The sequence below is a fragment of the Micromonospora sp. WMMD1076 genome (genome assembly GCF_029581475.1).
Taxonomy (GTDB): Bacteria; Actinomycetota; Actinomycetes; order Mycobacteriales; family Micromonosporaceae; genus Micromonospora; species Micromonospora aurantiaca.
Genome location: NZ_CP120862.1, coordinates 5,561,508 through 5,581,479, shown reverse-complemented (window position 1 = coordinate 5,581,479; position 19,972 = coordinate 5,561,508). Strand labels below are relative to the sequence as shown.

Here is a 19,972-nt window from a genome sequence, read left to right as displayed (position 1 = left end):
GGGGGTGGGAGAGGGTCGGCGGGCGGGGGTCAGCGGGCGGGGCGGTGGGCCAGGAGGCGGCGGGGGCTCCAGCGCGACATGTGCTGCCGGACCTGGCCGCTCGTGGTGACCACCCTCGCCGACCGCTCGGCCAGGGCGGTGCGCCAACGCTGCAGCACCGACGGGGGCAGCAGCGCGGCCAGCAGCCGGGTACGACGGTCGGCGCCCGCCGCCAGCGCGCCCCGGACCGTACGCAGCGCCGGCTGCAACTCCGCGTCGGTCAGCGGGTCACGGGCGTAGCGGGCTCGTTCCTCGGCGCGGCCGAGCAGGCGTACCCCCGTTGTGGCGTCCCCCCTCTCGGCGAGCGCCTCCCGGGCCAGCCGCTCGGCGGTGGCCCGTGGGGTCTCCGTGCGGTCCACCCGGACGTGGAAGTCGACGAGCGTGTCGAGCAGCTCGTCCCAGGCGGCGTGCGCGTCGGCGCGGGCCGCCTCGGCGTCCACACCGACGACGACCTGCCGTGCCTCGCCGCGCTGACCGGGCACCGGCAGCGCGGTGGCTGCCGGCGTGACCACCCGGACGCGCCGGCGGCGGCGCAGGGCGGAACGGCGCAGGGCAGGTACGGCGAGCAGCACCAGCAGCGCCAGCGCACCGGCCAGCCACCACGGCCAGACCGGGCTCTCCTCGGCCGGGCCGCCCTGGTTCAGCGTCAGGCCCTGGTCGGTGTCCTTGTCGAGCCGGTCCGCCTCGTTCGGCCCGGCCGACGGGTCGGCCGCGTCCGGAGCGCTGGTGCTGCCGGTCGAGGGGGTGACCTCCTCGGGGGCGTCGATGTCCGGCGCCCAGGCCGAGCGGACCGAGCCCGTCACGGCCGCCGCCGGGGTGGCGTCGAACGGCACCCAGCCGATCCCGCTGAAGTTGACCTCGGTCCAGGCGTGCAGGTTGCGGTTGGTCAGCACGTACGTGCCGCTGTCGGCCTTGCTGCCGTTGGTGAACCCGACGGCGACCCGGGCCGGGATGCCGGCGGCCCGGACCAGCCAGGCCATCGCCGCGGCGTACTGCTGGCAGTAGCCGACCTTGGTGGCGAGGAAGTCGGTGATGTCCTCCCCGCTGCTGCCGTTGCGGGTGGACAGCGCGTAGGTGAAGCCGTTCTCCACGGAGAAGTAGTCGTAGATCGCGCGGACCTTGTCGTAGTCGTTCGACTTGCCCTTGACCAGCTGCGCGACGAGTTCCTCGACGGCCGGGACGGACGGCCGCTCGGTCTGCTGCCGCATCACCGGGCTGTCCGAGGGCAGCGACGGGGCAGCGCGCAGCGCCGCCGGGCTGAAGGTGGACCGTACGTAGTCGAACGAGTAGCGCTTGCCGCGGGCGTTGTCCCGGTTGGAGAAGACGACCTGCTGGTTCGGGTCGTACAGCCAGTTGCCGTTGAGGTCGTCGGTCTTGACCGGCTCGGCGTAGACCGGCATCAACGGCATGTTCAGGTTCTTCGTCACCTCGACTGTGGCGCGGTAGCGCTGCTGGTCGACGCCGCGCGGGGCGCGCTCCCCGGGGTCGGGCAGCGGACGGGTGATCGGCCGCCCGGTCGGCACGCGTGCCTGGAAGCCACTGGGCCGCAGGTCGTCGACGACGCCCAGGCGCAGGTAGAACGGGGCCGTCTCGTCGGTGCTGACCTTGACCAGATCGACTTCCTCGCTCTGGTTGAGCTGGCCGCTGAGCGCCGCGAACAGGTCGACCCGGCCGGAGCTGCCGCCCTGGCCCGGCCGCCCGCTGCCGTCGCCGGGCCCGGCGCCGACGTTGTTCAGCAGCCCGCCGGTCATCCCGGGCACGGCCAGCGGCAGCGCCACCGCCACGATCACCCCGACCACGGCGAGCCGCCGTCCGGCCGCGGCCAGCGGGGACGCCTCCCAGACGTCGACGTCGCGCCCCTCGCCGGTGAACCGGCGGCCGAACCGGCGTACCCGGTCGACGTTGTCGGTGACCAGCAGCCAGAGGTAACCGGCCGCGCCCACCACGAACGGGGTGGCCGGGACGCTGTCCACGTACACCGCGACCGGCACCGAGTAGATGGCGAGCATCGGCAGGCCGGCCAGCGCCGGCCGGCGCAACCCGACCGCGAGCACGTCCACCACCACAGCGACCGCGCCGATGCCGAGCACCGCGAGGAACAGCAGCGAGTCGACGTCCGGCACCTTCACGCCGTACGAGCGCATGTCCTGCAACGACGTCTGGAGCAGGTCGCCGAAGTGGCCGAACGTGGCCGGGGTCGGCACGAACGCGAGCAGTTCGGTGCCGCCGGGGAAGACCCACGTCAGGCCCAGGGTCAGCCCGGCCAGCATGGCCAGCACCTGTCCCCACAACGGCATCCGGCCCAGCCGGCTCAACGCGGCCGAGCCGGCCACCACGGCGACCACGACGGCGGCCTGGATCAGCCAGGTCCAGCGTTCGAAGATCGCCGACAGTGGAGCCGCCGCCAGCAGCGTCGCCGCCGCGGCGACGAACCCGATGTTGCGGTGCGGGGTCACAGGACCATCCTTCCGGTCATCGCCGTCCGCCGGCCACCGTCTCGGCCATGGCCGCCCGCAGCGCGAAGCCCTGGGAGCCCCGCCCCGCCTGCGGCCACAGCATCGGCAGCCGGGTGCCGTGCTCCACCCCGATGACCCGCCAGCCGCTCTGCAGCAGCGCGAGCGCGGCGGCGCCGTGCGCCCGCTCCGCCTCGGTCCGGGCGTTCGGCGGGAGGTTGAGCCAGGTGCTGCTGTCGAGCAGGAACGCCACGCAGGTGGCGCCGTTGCCACGCAGCCCGGCCAGCAGCTCCGCCTCGGCGGTGCCGAGCGTGCCGAGCAGCGCGATGATCAGACCGCCGTCGGCGCGCTGCCGGACCTGCTGCACCAGCGTGGTGATCTCGCCGCGCCGGTCCAGGTGCACGTCGGCGAGGTGGTCGAGCAGCAGCCCCTCGCCGCCGGCCTCGGCGGCACCGACGTCGGCGCCGTTGCCGGTGACCAGCCGCAGCTTGTAGCCGGCCTCCCGCAGGTGCACGGCGATGCTGGCGGCGGCCGAGACCGCCCACTCGAAGCTGGCCGTCGGGCCCTCGCCGCGATGCCCGGCGGCGCGGGTGTCGAGCACGACTGTGGCCCGGCTCTCCCACGGCTGTTCCTCGCGGCGCACCATCAGCTCACCGGTGCGTGCGGTGGACTTCCAGTGCACCCGGCGCAGGTCGTCGCCCATCCGGTACTCCCGGGTGGCGGCGTCGTCCTCGCCGTGCACCGCCACCGAGCGGGCCCGGCTGTCGCCGCTGCCGGCGTACTCACCGGGCAGCCGGACCGACGGCAGCGGGGTGACCTGCGGGATCACCGTGAGGTGGTCGGTGCTGGGGAACGACCGGGTCAGCTCGCACAGGCCGAACGGGTCGGTCAGCCGGATCACCAGCGGGCCCACCTCGTAGCGGCCGCGCACGTCCGCGCGGACCGTGTACGCCACGGAGCTGGCCTGGTGCGCGCCGAGCCGTTCCAGCACCACCCGGGGCCGGCTGCCCAGCGCGTACGGCAGGCGGTCCTCCAGCAGCAGCGTGCCGGTGGGCAGCCGGGACAGGTTCTGCAACCGCAGCACCACCCGGGAGCTGGCGCCGACCGGCACCCGGTGCGGTTCCAGCGACCGGTTGCAGGCCAGCTTGTACCGGCTGCGCCCGACGTACGCGGCGGCCAGCAGCGGCAGCACGGCGAGCAGGACGGCCACCCGGAGCAGGTCCTTCTCGCCGAGGATGCCGGCGGAGATCGCCGCGGCCACCGCGGCCGCCAGGAAGGAGCGGCCGCGGGTGGTCAGCCCACGCAGGCCGTCACGCACGTCACGGCCTCCGCGGCTCGTACGGCCCGCGGCCGTTGTTGCCGCCGCCGGGGCGGGTGTCGTACGGCGAGCGCTGCCGGTCGTGCGGCAGTGGCAGGCGGTGCACCAGCTCGGAGACGATCGCGTCGGTGGTGCGCCGGGCCAGTTGCGCGTCGGCGGTCGGGATGATCCGGTGCGCCAGCACCGGCACCGCGAGGACCTGGAGGTCGTCCGGCAGGACGTAGTCGCGGCCCTCCAGGGCGGCCACCGCGCGGGCGGTGCGCAGCAACTGGAGCGTGGCCCGGGGGGACGCGCCCAGGCGCAGGTCGGGGGCCTCCCGGGTGGCGGTGACCAGGTCGATCGCGTACTGCTTGACGGCGTCGGCGACGTGCACCTGCCGGACGTGGCCGATCAGCCGGCGGACGGTGGCCGCGTCGGAGACCGGTCGCAGCCCCGGCAGCGGGTCGGTGGCGCCGTGCCCGTCGAGCATGGCCAGCTCGGCGCGCGGGTCCGGGTAGCCCATGGCGATGCGGGCGGTGAACCGGTCCCGCTGCGCCTCGGGCAGCGGGTAGGTGCCCTCCATCTCGATCGGGTTCTGCGTCGCGATCACCATGAACGGCGTCTGCAACTGGTAGGTGACCCCGTCAACCGTGACCTGCCGCTCCTCCATGCACTCCAGCAGCGCCGACTGGGTCTTCGGCGAGGCCCGGTTGATCTCGTCGCCGACCACCAGGTTGGCGAAGACGGCGCCGGGGCGGAACTCGAAGTCGTGCGTCTCCTGGTTGTAGACGCTGACGCCGGTGACGTCGCTGGGAAGCAGGTCGGGGGTGAACTGGATCCGCCGGACCGAGCAGTCGATGGACCGGGCCATCGCCTTGGCGAGCTTGGTCTTGCCGACGCCGGGCACGTCCTCGATGAGCAGGTGACCCTCGGCCAGCAGCACCGCCAGGGCGAGCCGGACGGTGGCGGTCTTGCCCTCGATGACCTGCTCGATGTTGGCCACGATGGCCTCGCTGGCGGCGCGGAACTCGTCGTGCGGCAGCAGACCGCCCACCTCGTCCCAGGTCTGTTGTGTCACGGGCCTCCTCCTCGTCGCCTGGACGGCAGCTCTTTATAGAGCACCTGGACCCGCCGTTGGGTTCGCGACGCCGAGCCTCGTCTGCCGCAGAAATCTCATTGGCCTCTCAGGCTAACCATGTTTGTCGTTACTGCCGACTCCCGCAGGTGGTCGGTCGGTTACGCCCGGAATATTCGCCGGACCGGGGGACCGGCCGCCGCGGGCGGAACGGGCGCGCCGCCGCCGAGGGGTGCAAGGTACACTGCCTGCATGGCCGGGTTCTTCCTGCTTCTTACCGAGCCGTGTTGATGCGCTGAACGCGCGACAGCACGGCCGCCCCTCCTGCGCGAGGGGCTTTTTTGTGCCCGCAGCAGACCGCCCACAATCTTTCGAATCGATCCGCGCCGAGGAGACGCCATGAGTGAGGCAGCCGCACCGGCGACCGACATCCCCCCGTTCCGGTACACCGCCGCCCTGGCCGACGAGATCGAGCACCGCTGGCAGCACACCTGGGAGCTGGAGGGCACCTTCCACGCGCCGAACCCGGTCGGTCCGCTGGCCGACCCGGGCCACCCGCGCGCGGGCGCCGAGAAGCTGTACGTGCTGGACATGTTCCCGTACCCGTCCGGCGCCGGCCTGCACGTCGGCCACCCGCTGGGCTACATCGGCACCGACTGCTACGCCCGCTACCAGCGGATGGCCGGGCGCAACGTGCTGCACGCGATGGGCTTCGACGCGTTCGGCCTGCCCGCCGAGCAGTACGCGGTGCAGACCGGCACCCACCCCCGGACCACCACCGAGGCCAACATCGAGCGGTACCGGGAGCAGCTGCGCCGGCTGGGGCTGGGCCACGACGAGCGGCGGTCGGTGGCGACGATCGACACCGAGTTCTACCGCTGGACGCAGTGGATCTTCCTGCAGGTCTTCAACTCCTGGTACGACGCGGACGCGAAGAAGGCCCGGCCGATCGCCGAGCTGATCGCCGAGTTCGAGGGCGGCACCCGGGCGACTCCGGACGGGCGCCCGTGGGCCGAGCTGTCGGTGGGGGAGCGGCGGCGGATCGTCGACGACCACCGCCTGGCGTACGTCTCGGAGGCGCCGGTGAACTGGTGCCCGGGGCTGGGCACCGTGCTGGCCAACGAGGAGGTCACCGCCGACGGCCGTTCCGAGCGCGGCAACTTCCCGGTCTTCAAGCGCAACCTGAAGCAGTGGATGATGCGGATCACCGCGTACGGGGACCGGCTGCTGGAGGACCTGGACACACTGGACTGGCCGGAGCCGATCAAGCTGCAGCAGCGCAACTGGATCGGCCGGTCGACCGGCGCGCACATCGACTTCCCGACCGCCGCCGCCCCGGTGCGGGTGTTCACGACCCGGCCGGATACCGTCTTCGGCGCCACCTACATGGTGCTGGCGCCCGAGCACGAGCTGGTCGACGTGCTGACGCCGGCCGTCTGGCCGGAGGGGACGAAGGACGCCTGGACCGGTGGGCACGCCGGCCCGCGCGAGGCCGTCGAGGCGTACCGGAAGGCCGCCGCGGCCAAGACGGACGTGGAGCGGCAGGCGGACAGCAAGGAGAAGACCGGCGTCTTCGTCGGCGCCTACGCCACCAACCCGGTGACCGGCGGGCAGATCCCGATCTTCATCGCCGACTACGTGCTGGCCGGGTACGGCACCGGCGCGATCATGGCGGTGCCCGCCCAGGACGAGCGGGACTGGGACTTCGCCGAGGTCTTCGAGCTGCCGATCGTGCGGACCGTGCAGCCGCCGGAGGGCTTCGACGGCAGGGCGTACACCGGTGACGGCCCGGCGATCAACAGCGCCGCGCCGGAGCGCGGCATCGACCTGGACGGCCTGGGCGTCACCGAGGCCAAGGCGCGGATCATCGAGTGGCTGGAGGCGGGCGGGCACGGCGCCGGCGCGGTCACCTGGCGGCTGCGCGACTGGCTGTTCTCCCGGCAGCGCTACTGGGGCGAGCCGTTCCCGATCGTGTACGACTCCACCGGCGCGCCGATCGCGCTGCCCGAGTCGATGCTGCCGGTCGAGCTGCCCGAGGTGGAGGACTTCTCGCCGAAGACGTTCGACCCGGAGGACGCCGGCAGCAACCCGGAGACCCCGCTGTCGCGGCGGCGCGACTGGGTGGAGGTCGAGCTGGACCTGGGTGACGGGCCGAAGCGCTACACCCGCGAGACCAACGTGATGCCGCAGTGGGCCGGCTCCTGCTGGTACGAGCTGCGCTACCTGGACCCGACCGACTCGCAGCGCTTCGCCGACCCGGCGAACGAGGCGTACTGGATGGGGCCGCGCCGGGAGGGTGACTGTGGTGGCACCGACCTGTACGTCGGCGGCGCCGAGCACGCCGTGCTGCACCTGCTGTACGCGCGCTTCTGGCACAAGGTGCTGTACGACCTGGGCCACGTCTCGTCGTTCGAGCCGTTCCGCCGCCTGTTCAACCAGGGCATGATCCAGGCGTACGCGTTCGTCGACCCGCGCGGCGCCTACGTGCCCGCCGAGGAGGTCGTCGAGGTCGACGGCCGCTGGTTCCACGGCGAGACCGAGGTGCGGCGCGAGTACGGCAAGATGGGCAAGTCGCTGAAGAACGTGGTCACCCCGGACGACATGTGCGCGGCGTACGGCGCCGACACGTTCCGGGTGTACGAGATGTCGATGGGCCCGCTGGAGGTGTCCCGCCCGTGGGAGACCCGGGCGGTGGTGGGCTCGTACCGGTTCCTGCAGCGGGTCTGGCGCACCGTCGTCGACGAGCAGACCGGTGAGCTGCGGGTCACCGACGAGCCGGCCGACGAGGCGACCCGGCGGCTGCTGCACAAGGCGATCGACGGGGTCCGCGCCGACATGGACGGGATCCGGTTCAACACCGCCATCGCCAAGCTGATCGAGCTGACCAACGGCCTGACCCGGCTGGCGCGTACGCCGCGCGAGGTGGCCGAGCCGCTGGTGCTGATGGTCGCCCCGTTCGCCCCGCACCTGGCCGAGGAACTGTGGCGCAAGCTGGGCCACGACACCTCGCTGGCGTACGCGGACTTCCCGGTCGCCGACGCGGGGCTGCTGGTGGCCGACTCGGTGACGTACCCGGTGCAGGTCAACGGCAAGGTCCGGGGGCGGGTCGAGGTGCCGGCCGACGCGACCGAGGAGACCGTCCGCGCGGCGGCGCTGGAGGCGGTCGCCGGCACGCTGGCCGGCAAGGAGCCGCGCAAGGTGATCGTGGTGAAGGGCCGGATGGTCTCGGTCGTCGCCTGAGACCGGCAGGTGGGCGTGTCCACTTCGGGGACACGCCCACCGACGGTCAGGGCGCGCGACGCCGTCGTTCGGCCCGCCACCAGCGGTGGACGATCAGCACGCTGGCGATCAGGCCGAGGCTGGCCGGCGCGGCCGCGTACCAGTTGACCGAACCGGGCGTGGTCACTGCCGCGCCGAGCGCCGCGTAGCCGATGGCGGTGGGGGCGGAGGCGATCACGCTGCCGGCCAGGAACGGCACGACCCGGGCCGCTGTGGTGCCGTAGCCGTAGCTGACCAGCCCGAACCCGGCGATCGGCAGCAGCCGTACGGTGACCACGCCGAAGACGCTCTGCCGGGCGAACCAGCCGTCGAGGCGGGCCAGGCGGCCGCGTACCCGCTCGGCGACGAACTCGCGGCCCAGCACCCGGCCGACAGTGAAGCCGACGGCCGCCGCGAGCAGCGCCGCGCCGAGCGCGTACGCGGCGCCCTGCACCGGGCCGAAGATCGCGCCCGCGGCCAGCGTGACGAACGTCCGCGGCACCAGCGCCACCAGCAGCAGCGCGCCGCCGACCACAGCCGCGGGCGGCCCGTAGCCGCCCAGCGAGTCGGCGAGCCGGGGCAGGTCGGCCGGGTCCGGCCGGGGCGCCAGCAGCAGCGTCACGCCGAACCCGGCGAGCAGCAGCAGGAGCAGCCCGAACCGGCGCGCCGAGGGCTGCCGCAGCAACCCGGCGAGCCGGCGGGCCACCGGTCGCCGCCCCGGCCGGGCGGCGTCGGTCACGGCCTCGGTGCGGCGGCCACCGCGGTGCGGCGCTCGGAGCGGAGGCGGTCGGCCCAGGTGTCGTCGAGCGGGGGGAGCTGGTGGATGCCGGTCGCCCAGCGAAGCAGCAGGTCGGCCAGGTCGGGGTTGCGCGCCAGCGCCGGGCCGTGCGAGTAGGTGCCGAGCAGCTTGCCCCGCCACGCGCCCTCGGTGGCCCCGTCGTTGCCGACCCCGGTGGTGACCCGGGCCAGCGGGGACACGCCCGGCCCGAGGTGGGTGCGGCCGCCGTGGTTCTCGAACCCGGACAGGTGCGGGATGCCGAGCCGCGGGTCGACCTCGCCGGCCAGCTCGCCCACCGCCCGGTTGGGACCGCGGTCGGAGGAGAGGTCGAGCAGCTCCAGCCCGGCGCACCGGGTGCCCTTGGCGAAGAACGAGGTGCCGAGAAGCTGGTAGCCGGCGCAGACGCCGAACACCACCGAACCCTGGGCCACCGCCCGGTGCAGGCCGCCGTCGGCGATCAGACGCTGGGCGCCGAGCGCCTGCGGGCCGTCCTCGCCGCCGCCGATCAGGTAGATGTCGGCGGTGGCGGGCAGCCGCTGGTCGGAGCGCACTTCCAGCACCTCGACCGGCATGCCGCGCAGCTGGGCCCGGCGGGCCAGGATCAGCGCGTTGCCCCGGTCGCCGTATGTGGACAGCAGGTCGGGATAGATCCAGACGATGCGCAGGCTCTCAGTTGACACGGTCCAGCTCCGCTCGGATGTCCTGGAAGGCGGTGTAGTTGGCGATGACCTCCAGCCGGCCCGGCGGCACGGCGCGGACGGCCTCGTCGAAGCTGCGGACGTGCTGGAACGGCACGCCGTTTACCTCCAGTCGCACCGCCAGGTCGTACGCCCGGTCGCCCGTGATCAGCACCTGCCGGCCGGTCAGCGGGGAGAAGTCCACGTCGAACAGCCACGAGGTGTCCAGCCCGTCGGGGTCGCGGGCGTTGATGGACAGCAGTGTCGGCGCGACGTCGGCCATGTCGAACGCCTCCAGCCAGCTCGCCGGGTTCTTCGCCAGCAGCAGCCGGATGTTGCGCCCGTCGCGGTCCACCTGGGCGTAGCGGCCGGCCACCGAGGTGACGGTGCCGAGCCGGGACACCGCGTCCACCGGGCGTACGCCGAACTCGGCGGCGACGGCCAGCGCGGTGGCCGCGTTGCCGAGGTTGACCTTGCCGGGGAGCTGGAGCTGGATCTTGTGCCAGGCGCCGGTGGGGTCGAGCACGCCGTCGTCCTCGACCGTCCAGTGCGGCTCGGGGCGGCGCAGCGGGCAGCCGGTGCACCACCACTGCTCGCCGGAGCGCTGGATGGTGGAGCCGCACTCGGGGCAGACCCAGGAGTCGTCGTGCCAGCGCTGCCCGGCGCTGAACCAGGTGACGTGCGGCGGCACGTGGCCCTGGGCCGGGTCGGCCGGCGGGCAGGCGGCCCACACCACCATCGGGTCGTCGGCGTTGGCGACCACCCGTACCCGCGGGTGCCGGACCAGGGCGGCGCGCCAGAGCTGCGCCATCATGGCGACCTCCTTGGCGCGGTCGAGCTGGTCGCGGGAGAGGTTGAGCAGCGCCACCACGTGCGGCTCGGTCGCCTCCAGCACCTGGGCCAGGTAGTGCTCGTCCACCTCCAGCACCGCGTACGGCGTGCTCCCGGCCTTGGCCAGCGCCGAGGTGTGGCCGGTGGGCATGTTCGCGCCGAAGGAGTTGGTGGCGACCCGGCCCAGCACGCCGACCGCGGCTGTGGTGAGCCGGGTGGTGGTGGTCTTGCCGTTGGTGCCGGACACCAGGGCGATGGCGCGCCCGGCCGAGAGATGGGCGAGCAGTTCCGGGTCGATCTTGAGGCCGATCCAGCCGCCGATCACCGAGCCGTCGCCACGGCCCGCGGCCCGCGACAGCGCCGCGGCGGTGCGCGACACGGAGCTGGCCACCTTTGCCCGCAAGGGCATCTTCGCGTCCGTCACCCGAGCGAGATTACCGGACCGCCACCTCCACCAGATCGCCGCCGACGGCGAACCGTTCGGCCGGGGACGGCCCGGCGGACGGACGGAGCGCGCGGGGCCGGACGGCGGCGGTCGATGTCGGGTAGCGGACGGTGCGGGGCGCGCCCCACCCCCTCCACTCCGCTCCACCCGCGTTGACGTGCGGTTTTGCGCGCGGAAACGCCACGCCGCGCGGGCGATTCTGGTTGCAGGTGGAGGGAAGTGGAGTAGAGTGGGGCGCGATGGTGAGGCCGGGAGGGCCACACCGGCCCGGGGGGTCAGCGGCGCCGCGAACGCCGCTCAGGGCGAGGGGGTTGGGCCGATGTTCCTCGGCACCCACACTCCGCGCCTGGACGACAAAGGCCGGTTGATCCTGCCGGCGAAGTTCCGGGATGAACTGGCGGGGGGTGTCGTGATCACCAAAGGGCAGGAGCGCTGCCTCTACGTCTTCCCGATGCCCGAGTTCCAGCGGATCGCGGACCAGTTGCGCGCGCAGCCGATGACGAGCAAGGCGGCCCGGGCCTACAGCCGGGTCTTCTTCGCCAGCGCGCACGACGAGGTGCCGGACAGGCAGGGGCGGGTCACCATACCCGGCCACCTGCGGTCGTACGCGGCACTGGACCGGGATCTGGTCGTGATCGGAGCGAGCACCCGGGTGGAGATCTGGGACAGGGCGGCCTGGGAGGCCTACCTCGCGGAGAGCGAAGACGACTTCGCCGACATCGAGGAGGGGGTGCTGCCCGGCGGTCTGTAGGGCGTGACGGCGCCCGACGTACTGCGAGATCTCCAGCCGCTTTCGAGTTCCTGGCACCCCTTCCCCGGTGCCAGGCGCACGATCCGACACGGAGGGCCGCGGCCTCCGGCGGGCGGGAGCGGATGGGGATCTGGCGGTATGGCGAGGCGTCGTGGCGACGACGGACACGTGACGGAACGGTTGGCGAACGGGGTGGGGGTCGAGATGGGGGAGCTACGCGGCACGCACGTGCCGGTGCTGCTCGAGCGGTGTCTCGAGCTGCTGGCCCCCGCACTGGGCCGGCCCGGTCGCACCGTCCACGTCGACGCCACGCTCGGCCTGGCCGGGCACGCCGAGGCGGTGCTCTCGGCGCATCCGGACACGGTGCTGATCGGCCTGGACCGGGACACCGAGGCGCTCGCCCACGCGCGGGTCCGCCTGGCGCGGTTCGCCGACCGGATCCACCTGGAGCACGCCGTCTACGACGAGCTGCCCGAGGTGCTCGACCGGCTCGGCTACCCGGCGATCGACGGGGTGCTGTTCGACCTCGGGGTCTCGTCCCTGCAACTGGACGCGCCCGACCGCGGGTTCGCGTACGCGCAGGACGCGCCGCTGGACATGCGGATGGACCAGACCCGGGGGGTGACCGCCGAGGAGGTGGTCAACACCTACTCCCACCCGGACCTGGCCCGCCTGCTGCGGGTGTACGGCGAGGAGAAGTTCGCCGGGAAGATCGCCTCGGCGATCATCCGGGAACGGGAGCGCGCCCGGATCACCTCCTCGGCCCGGCTGGCCGAGCTGGTCCGGGACGCCATTCCGGCACCGGCGCGACGAACCGGTGGACACCCGGCAAAGAGAACGTTTCAGGCTTTGCGGATCGAGGTAAACAGAGAACTGGCAGCGCTGGAGACGGCGCTGCCGGCTGCTCTGGACAAGCTCACAGTGGGCGGCCGCATGGTGGTCCTGTCCTACCACTCGCTGGAGGACCGGCTCACCAAGCAGGCGCTCGCCGACCGGGTTCGCAGTAAGGGCCCGGTCGACCTCCCGGTCGAACTGCCCGGGTCGGGCCCGACGTTCCGGCTGTTGAGCCGGGGCGCCGAGCTGCCCGGGGAGGCGGAGGTGGCCGCGAACCCGCGTGCCGCCTCGGTGCGGCTGCGGGCCGCGGAACGGCTCGATCCGGAGGAGGCCCGGCAGGGGCGTACCGACCGCGAACGGTACCGCCGCCGGGTGAAGGCGATGCACCAACCGGGGACGGGGTCACCGGGGTCCGGCGAGGACCCGCGGTCGGCCCCGGGGGACGCGAACGGGACGGACGAGGAGGGGGAGGGGACATGAACGTCGAGAAGCGCGACGGCCGGGGAGCCGTCGGGCAGCGCGCACCGCGGTCGGGGGGCCGGACCGCGGCGCAGCGCACCACGCGGGACACGACCGCGACCGACCGCCGGGAGCAGGCTCGCGCCCGGGGGGCGCGCGAGTTTCCGACGCAGGGCAGCGCCGCCCTGCGGCCGGCCGAGCGTACCCGGGTCACCGGCACGCCCGCGCCGCGCCTGCGGGTCGCCCCGCCGGCGCCGATCCGGGTGCCCCGGGCTCCGTTCGTGGCACTGATCCTGGTGCTGGTGGTCGGCGGGGTGCTGGGCATCCTGGCGGTCAACACCAAGATCAACGAGAACGCCTTCAAGCTGGAGAGGCTCCAGCAGCGGCAGGCCAAGCTGGACGTGGACGAGCAGGAACTGCGCAAGGAGATCGCCAAGCAGGAGGCGCCCGGCAACCTGACCGCCAACGCCCGGCGGCTCGGCCTGGTCGAGTCCGAGGACCCGGCCTACATCCGGCTGCCGGACGGCCAGACCATCGGGGTGCCGCACCCCGCGCAGGGCGCCCCGTCGGTCACCAGCCGGCAGGGCAACGGAGGCTGAGCGATGCCGCCGAGATCGGATGATCCGCGCCGGGACGCCACGGGCTCCCGGCGCGGATCGTCGCGAGGGTCGGAGCCGCGCGAGCCGGGCCTCGGCGGGATCTCCGACGCCCGCGCGTACACCCCGCGCGGGCGGACCGTGCGCGAGGGCGGCGGCGCCGAGCAACGGCGTACCCCCCGAAGCAACCGGTCCGGCGACCCGTTCCGGCCCGCGTTGCAGGTGCTCGACGGCGGCCGGGCGGGGCGGGCGGGCACGCGCGAGCCCGCCACCGACGGCGCCCGGTCCGGCCGCCGGTCCACAGCCGCGGGCGGCCGGGCCGGCGTGGTGCGGACCGTGTCGTCCCGGCCGGTGCGAGAGCCGTTCGACGACGACGAGGACGCGCCGCCGCCGCGCCGCCGGTCCCCGCCGCGCCGCCCGGCCGCGCAGCCCCGCCGGCCGGTACGCAAGCCGCGCCGGCCGCCGCGACTCGGTGACCCGCGCCGGCGGCTGCGGCTCGGCACGGTGCTGGCGCTGGCGCTGTTCGCCAGCATCGGCGTGCGGCTGGTCTATCTCCAGACCGTGGACACCCCGGCGTACGCCGACCGCGGCCTGCCCGACCGGCTCGCCGTGGTCGAGTTGCCGGCCCCGCGCGGGGCGATTCTCGACCGCAACGGTGAGCCGCTGGCGCACAGCGTGGAGGCCCGGTACGTGTTCGCCGACCCGACCCGGGTCAAGGACCGCGCCGCCACCGCCCGGGAGTTGTCGCCGCTGCTCGGTGTGCCCGCCTCCGATCTGGAGGAGAAGATGCGCCCGCGCACCCTGCCCGGCACCGACAAGCCCTCCCAGTTCGTCTACCTGGCCCGCGGCGTCGAGATCAGCACCGCGAAGAAGATCATGGCGCTGGAGCTTGCGGGCATCAACACGCACCGGGACGAGCGGCGCGAGGTGCCCGGCGGCGACCTGGCCGCCAACCTGCTCGGCTTCGTCAGCCCGGACATGAACGGCCTGGAGGGGCTGGAGGCGAAGTACGACGACGTGCTACGCGGACAGGCCGGCAAGCGGACCTACGAGGTGGGCCTCGGTGACCTCGCCGCACCCATTCCGGGCGGCTACAGCCGCACCACTCAGCCGCAGCCGGGCAGCTCGCTGAAGCTCACAGTCGACCGGGACCTCCAGTTCATGACGCAGCGGATCCTGGCGAGGCAGACGGCCAAGGTGAAGGGCAGCGTCGGCGCCGCGATGATCATCGAGATCCCCAGCGGCGAGGTGCTGGCCCAGGCCAGCCAGCCGACGTACGACGCGGCGAACCCCGCCAAGGTCGATTCCCCGGCCGACCGGGACGACGCGGCCACCACGTTCGTGGTCGACCCCGGCTCGATCCACAAGGCGATCACGTACGGCGCGGCTCTCCAGGAGGGCGTGATCACGCCGGACACCGCGTTCCCGGTCGCCGACACGATCGTCCGGGGCGGCGTCACCTTCCGCGACACCCACCCGGTCGGCGGCCGGACCATGAGCATCCCCGGCATGCTCGCCTTCTCGTCGAACGTCGGCACCATCGAGATCGCCGAGAAGCTGGGCAAGGACCGGCTGTTCGACTACCAGAAGCGGTTCGGGCTGGGCGCGGCGACCGGCGAGGGCATGCCCGGCGAGGCCTCCGGCCGGCTGCTCCCGCCGGACCAGTGGAGCGGCTCGGCGTACGGATCGGTGCCGATCGGGCACAGCGTGGACGCCACGCCGCTGCAGATGGCCGCCGCGTACGCCACCATCGCCAACAACGGCACGTACGTGCAGCCGCACCTGGTCAAGGAGACCATCGGCGCGGACGGCAAGCGCAGCCCCGCCGCCGCGCCCACCACCCGCTCGGTGCTCAGCCCGGCCAACGCGGCGGCGCTGCGCCAGATGATGGAGGCGGTCACCACGGTCGACGGCCCGGACGGCCAGGCGACCGGGCTGGCCGCCGCCGTGCCCGGATACCGGGTGGCCGGCAAGACCGGCACCGGCCTGCGCTACGACGGCGGCAAGCAGCAGCCCGGCGAGGTCGGCTCGTTCATCGGCATGGCCCCGGCGGAGAACCCCCGGTACGTGGTCGCGGTGTTCGTGTGGAGCCCCGGCGGCGGGGGCGGCGCGGTCGCCGCGCCCGCGTTCCGGGAGATGATGGGCTTCACTCTCCGCCACTACCGGGTGCCGCCGTCGCTGACCAACAAGTCGCCGAAGTTCGAGGTCTTTCCGCGCTGAGCGGGGGCGGCGGGACATCATCGGTGAGTGGCGACGAACCACCGGGGCGGCTGTGCGGTCGGACCCGGACGACCGGGTAGGGTCTGACGCCGTGCCCGGCAATCCACGTCCCACAACCGTGCGTCCCGTACGGCTCGGCGACCTCGCCGCCCGCGTGGCGGCGACTCTGCCGGAGGAGGCCGACGAACCGGCCGTCACCGGCGTGACCCACGCCAGCCAGGAGGTACGCCCCGGCGACCTGTACGCCGCTCTGCCCGGCGCCCGGCGCCACGGCGCGGAGTTCGCGGCGGCGGCGGCGGAGGCGGGCGCGGTGGCCCTGCTGACCGACCCGGCCGGCGTGGCGCTGGCCGCCGGGACCGGCCTTCCGGTGCTCGTCGTCGACGACCCGCGCGACGCGCTCGGCGAGGTGGCCGCGACCGTCTACGGCGACCCGACCGCCGGCCTGACCGTGATCGGGGTGACCGGCACCGCCGGCAAGACCTCCACCAGCTACCTGGTCGAGTCCGGGCTGCGCGCCGCCGGGCACGTCACCGGGCTGATCGGCACCGTGGAGACCCGCCTCGGCGACCTGGTGGTCGACAGCGTCCGGACCACCCCGGAGGCCACCGACCTGCACGCCATGCTCGCGGTGGCCCGCGAGCACGGGGTGGACACCGTGGTCATGGAGGTGTCCAGCCACGCGCTCGCCATGGGCCGGGTCGGCGGCGTCCGGTTCGACGTCGGCGGCTACACCAACTTCGGCTCCGACCACCTGGACTTCCACGCCGACGAGGCGGACTACTTCGCGGCCAAGGCCAAGCTGTTCGACGGCCGCTGCCGGGTCGAGGTGCTCAACCACGACGACCCGGCGCTGCGCCCGCTGTACAAGCCGGGCACGGTCACCTACTCGGCGGCCGGTGACCCGGACGCCGCCTGGTGGGCCGAGGGGATCGACGGCGAGGGCTACGCCCAGCGGTTCACACTGCACGGCCCGGACGGGTCGACGCTGCCCACCGGCGTGGCGCTGCCCGGCCGGCACAACGTGGCGAACGCGTTGCTGGCGGTCGCCCTGCTGGTCGCCGCCGGGGTGGACCCGGAGACCGCGGCGCGCGGCGTGGCCGCCTGCGGCGGCGTGCCCGGCCGGCTGGAACTGGTCAGCGGCGACGCCCCGGTACGCGGGGTGGTCGACTACGCGCACAAGGCCAACGCGATCGAGGCGGTGCTGACCACGCTGCGCGGCCTGACCGGCGGCCGGGTGATCTGCGTGCTGGGCGCCGGCGGCGACCGGGACCGGGGCAAGCGGCCGGTGATGGGCGGCGTGGCCGCGTGCGGCGCCGACGTGGTGCTCGTGACCGACGACAACCCGCGGACCGAGGACCCGGCCGCGATCCGGGCCGAGGTGCTGTCCGGCGCGTACGCCGCCGCGACCCCGGCCCGCGTCATCGAGGTGCCCGGGCGGCGGGCGGCGATCGAGGAGGCGGTCCGGGTGGCCGAACCGGGTGACGTGGTGGCGGTGCTGGGTAAGGGCCAGGAACGCGGCCAGGAGATCGGCGGCGAGGTGCTGCCGTTCGACGACCGGGTGGAGCTGGCGGCGGCGCTGCGCGCCCGCTTCGGTGACCTGGTGGGTCAGCGGTGATCCCGCTGACGCTGGCCGAGGTGGCCGCCGCCGTCGACGGCCGGCTCGCCGGGGCCGACCCGGACGCCCGGGTCACCGGCACCGTGGAGTTCGACTCCCGCAAGGTGAACCAGGGCGGGCTGTTCGTCGCCCTCCCCGGCGAGCGGGTGGACGGCCACGACTACGCGGCCGGCGCGGTCTCCGCCGGCGCTGTCGCGGTGCTCGGCACCCGGGAGGTGCCGGGTGTGCCGATGGTGCTCGTCGGTGACGCGCTCGACGCGATGGGCCGGCTGGCCCGCGCGGTGGTGGACCGGCTGCCCGGGCTGACAGTGATCGGGCTGACCGGCTCGTCCGGCAAGACCACCACCAAGGACCTGATCGCACAGCTCGCGGTCCGGCTCGGCCCGACGGTGGCGCCGCCCGGCTCGTTCAACAACGAGCTGGGTCATCCGTACACGGCGTTGCAGGCCACACCGGAGACCCGCTACCTGGTGATGGAGAAGGGCGCCCGCGGGGTCGGGCACGTCCGCTACCTGTGCGACGTGGTGCCGCCGCGGATCTCCGTGGTGCTCAACGTCGGCGTGGCGCACCTGGGCGAGTTCGGCTCGGTGGAGACCATCGCGCTGGCCAAGGGCGAGCTGGTCGAGGCGCTGCCCGCCGACGGGCTGGCGGTGCTCAACGCCGACGACCCGCGGGTCGACGCGATGGCGTCGCGTACCCGGGCCCGGGTGGTGCGCTACGGCGAGTCGGAGCGCGCCGACGTGCGCGCCGTGGACGTGACTGTCGACGGCCGGGGACGACCCTCGTACACCCTGGTCACTCCGGAGGGCAGCGCGCCGGTGCGGCTCGGGCTGACCGGCCGGCACCAGGTCTCCAACTCGCTCGCCGCCGCGGCGGTCGGCCGGGAGCTGGGCCTGCCGCTGCCCGACCTGGCGGCGGCGCTGAACGAGCTGGGCCTGGTCTCGACCCGCCGGATGGACGTCTTCGAGCGTCCCGACCGGGTGACCGTGATCGACGACTCGTACAACGCCAACCCGGCCTCCACCGGCGTGGCGCTGCGGGCGTTGGCGAGCATGCGCGGCGAGGGGCGTACCGTCGCGGTGCTCGGCTACATGGCCGAGCTGGGTGACTTCGAACGGGAGGGGCATCAGCAGGTCGGCCGGCTCGCGGCCGACCTGGGAGTGGACCGGCTGCTCGTGGTGGGCGAGCCGGCGGCGCCGATCCACGAGGGCGCGACAGCGGTAGGCAATTGGGGAGGAGAGTCGGTGCTGCTCACCGATCAGGCGGCGGCCGTCGAGGTGCTGCGGAGCGAGCTGCGTCCGGGAGACGTGGTGCTGGTGAAGGGCTCCCGGTACCGGACCTGGGAGGTGGCGGACGCGCTGCGCGCGGACGCCCGGGAGGGTGCGACGGAGGGCGGCGCCGCATGAGGGCGGTCATCGTCGCCATCGGCGTCGCGTTCCTGATCTCACTGTTCGGCACCCCGATCGCGATCAAGGTGTTCACCCGGCTCAAGGCCGGGCAGCCGATCCGGGCCGAGGGCCCGGCCATGCACCAGGGCAAGAAGGGCACGCCGACGATGGGCGGCGTGGTCTTCATCCTGGCCACAGTCATCGCGTACGTGGCCGGTCACCTGGCCCTGACCACGCTGCCGGACGCGCAGATCGCCCAGGTCGAGCCGACGATCACGGCGCTGGTGCTGCTGGGGCTGATGGTGTTCTCCGGCGCGGTCGGCTTCATCGACGACTTCCTCAAGGTACGCAAGCGGCACAGCGGCGGCCTGAACAAGCGGGGCAAGCTGGCCGGGCAGATCCTGGTCGGAGCGGTGTTCGGCGTGGTCGCGCTCTACTTCCCGTCGAGCATGACCGACGCGGGCGGCAACGCGACGAACACCGAGACGGTGGGCAGCACCACGCTGAGCTTCATCCGGGACATCCCGGCGCTGGAGATCGGCAAGATCGGCGCGGTGATCGTCATCATCATGGTGGTCATGGCGGCCACCAACGGCGTCAACCTCACCGACGGCCTGGACGGCCTGGCCACCGGCGCCTCGGTGATGGTGCTGGCGGCGTACGCGCTGATCGCGTTCTGGCAGTACCGGCACTGGTGCGCCGACCCGAACTACACCGAGTCGTACTGCTATACCGTGCGCGACCCGCTGGAGATCGCGCTGATCGCCGGCGCGGCTGCCGGTGCCTGCGTGGGCTTCCTGTGGTGGAACACGTCCCCGGCGCGGATCTTCATGGGTGACACCGGCGCGCTCGGGCTGGGCGGCCTGATCGCCGGCATGGCGATGTCCACCCGGACCATCCTGCTGCTGCCGATCCTGGGCGGCCTGTTCGTGATCGTCACGATGTCCGTGGTCATCCAGATCATCTCCTTCCGTACCACCGGCAAGCGCGTGTTCCGGATGTCGCCGTTGCAGCACCACTTCGAGCTGGCCGGCTGGAGCGAGGTCAACATCGTGGTCCGGTTCTGGATCATCGCCGGTATCGGTGTGGCCATCGCGCTGGGCCTGTTCTACAGCGAGTTCCTCGCCGCGGTGAGCTGACGCCTTGGGTGTAAGGAAGGGCCCCTTATTAACAGACGTCTGTTAATAAGGGGCCCTTCCTTCAGATCCGACACGCCGACCGGGCGGTTGCGCCACGGGCGGGCGGGCCGAGCGGCC

At 73.6% G+C, this 19,972-nt stretch carries 14 protein-coding genes; 8 read left to right on the top strand and 6 right to left on the bottom strand.

The genetic code is table 11. The features are described from left to right. Nucleotides 1–29: 29 nt before the first annotated feature. The 3 genes from O7622_RS25065 to O7622_RS25055 are packed head-to-tail and all read right to left on the bottom strand — an operon-like array spanning nt 30 to nt 4,867. Nucleotides 30–2,495, bottom strand: coding sequence for a DUF3488 and transglutaminase-like domain-containing protein (locus tag O7622_RS25065; RefSeq protein ID WP_282310616.1), 2,466 nt, complete (start codon nt 2,493–2,495; stop codon nt 30–32). Nucleotides 2,496–2,511: 16 nt separating this feature from the next. After that, a complete protein-coding gene (locus O7622_RS25060; RefSeq protein ID WP_282310615.1) occupies nt 2,512–3,810 on the bottom strand; it encodes a DUF58 domain-containing protein in 1,299 nt (432 codons plus the stop codon). Between the two features lies 1 nt (nt 3,811). Next, nucleotides 3,812–4,867 (bottom strand): MoxR family ATPase, encoded by a 1,056-nt coding sequence (locus O7622_RS25055; protein ID WP_013287615.1) that lies wholly within the window; start codon nt 4,865–4,867, stop codon nt 3,812–3,814. Nucleotides 4,868–5,263: 396 nt separating this feature from the next. Between O7622_RS25055 and leuS the strand changes: the two genes are divergently transcribed. Beyond that, entirely contained in the window at nt 5,264–8,104 is a 2,841-nt protein-coding gene (gene leuS, locus O7622_RS25050; RefSeq protein ID WP_282310614.1) for a leucine--tRNA ligase, read from the top strand. 46 nt (nt 8,105–8,150) lie between these two features. On the opposite strand, the gene O7622_RS25045 is transcribed toward leuS, so the two are convergent. The 3 genes from O7622_RS25045 to O7622_RS25035 are packed head-to-tail and all read right to left on the bottom strand — an operon-like array spanning nt 8,151 to nt 10,817. Then, nucleotides 8,151–8,861 carry a VTT domain-containing protein gene (locus tag O7622_RS25045; protein WP_282310613.1) on the bottom strand — a complete coding sequence of 237 codons (711 nt, stop codon included), beginning with the start codon at nt 8,859–8,861 and terminating at the stop codon, nt 8,151–8,153. Next, the gene (locus tag O7622_RS25040) at nt 8,858–9,580 is read right to left on the bottom strand and encodes a glutamine amidotransferase (protein WP_282310612.1); all 723 of its coding nucleotides are present in this window, start codon (nt 9,578–9,580) and stop codon (nt 8,858–8,860) included. Before O7622_RS25040 ends, O7622_RS25045 begins: the two co-directional genes overlap by 4 nt. Beyond that, nucleotides 9,570–10,817, bottom strand: a complete 1,248-nt coding sequence (locus O7622_RS25035) for a MurT ligase domain-containing protein (RefSeq protein WP_282310611.1) — start codon at nt 10,815–10,817, stop codon at nt 9,570–9,572. The genes O7622_RS25040 and O7622_RS25035 overlap by 11 nt, the downstream gene beginning before the upstream one ends. A gap of 355 nt (nt 10,818–11,172) precedes the next feature. Between O7622_RS25035 and mraZ the strand changes: the two genes are divergently transcribed. From mraZ to mraY, 7 genes are all read left to right on the top strand, one after another. Beyond that, nucleotides 11,173–11,604 carry a division/cell wall cluster transcriptional repressor MraZ gene (gene mraZ, locus O7622_RS25030; RefSeq protein ID WP_282310610.1) on the top strand — a complete coding sequence of 144 codons (432 nt, stop codon included), beginning with the start codon at nt 11,173–11,175 and terminating at the stop codon, nt 11,602–11,604. A 204-nt stretch (nt 11,605–11,808) separates the two neighbouring features. Then, a complete protein-coding gene (gene rsmH, locus O7622_RS25025) occupies nt 11,809–12,918 on the top strand; it encodes a 16S rRNA (cytosine(1402)-N(4))-methyltransferase RsmH (protein ID WP_282314219.1) in 1,110 nt (369 codons plus the stop codon). After that, nucleotides 12,915–13,496: a hypothetical protein gene (locus tag O7622_RS25020; RefSeq protein WP_282310609.1), complete on the top strand. Its 582-nt coding sequence runs from the start codon at nt 12,915–12,917 to the stop codon at nt 13,494–13,496. Before rsmH ends, O7622_RS25020 begins: the two co-directional genes overlap by 4 nt. A 3-nt stretch (nt 13,497–13,499) precedes the next feature. Beyond that, nucleotides 13,500–15,713: a penicillin-binding protein 2 gene (locus O7622_RS25015; protein ID WP_282310608.1), complete on the top strand. Its 2,214-nt coding sequence runs from the start codon at nt 13,500–13,502 to the stop codon at nt 15,711–15,713. 52 nt (nt 15,714–15,765) lie between these two features. Then, the gene (locus tag O7622_RS25010) at nt 15,766–17,328 is read left to right on the top strand and encodes a UDP-N-acetylmuramoyl-L-alanyl-D-glutamate--2,6-diaminopimelate ligase (protein ID WP_282310607.1); all 1,563 of its coding nucleotides are present in this window, start codon (nt 15,766–15,768) and stop codon (nt 17,326–17,328) included. Next, nucleotides 17,325–18,734, top strand: a complete 1,410-nt coding sequence (gene murF / locus O7622_RS25005) for a UDP-N-acetylmuramoyl-tripeptide--D-alanyl-D-alanine ligase (protein ID WP_282310606.1) — start codon at nt 17,325–17,327, stop codon at nt 18,732–18,734. The genes O7622_RS25010 and murF overlap by 4 nt, the downstream gene beginning before the upstream one ends. Continuing rightward, entirely contained in the window at nt 18,731–19,855 is a 1,125-nt protein-coding gene (gene mraY / locus O7622_RS25000; protein ID WP_282310605.1) for a phospho-N-acetylmuramoyl-pentapeptide-transferase, read from the top strand. The genes murF and mraY overlap by 4 nt, the downstream gene beginning before the upstream one ends. Nucleotides 19,856–19,972: the final 117 nt, after the last annotated feature.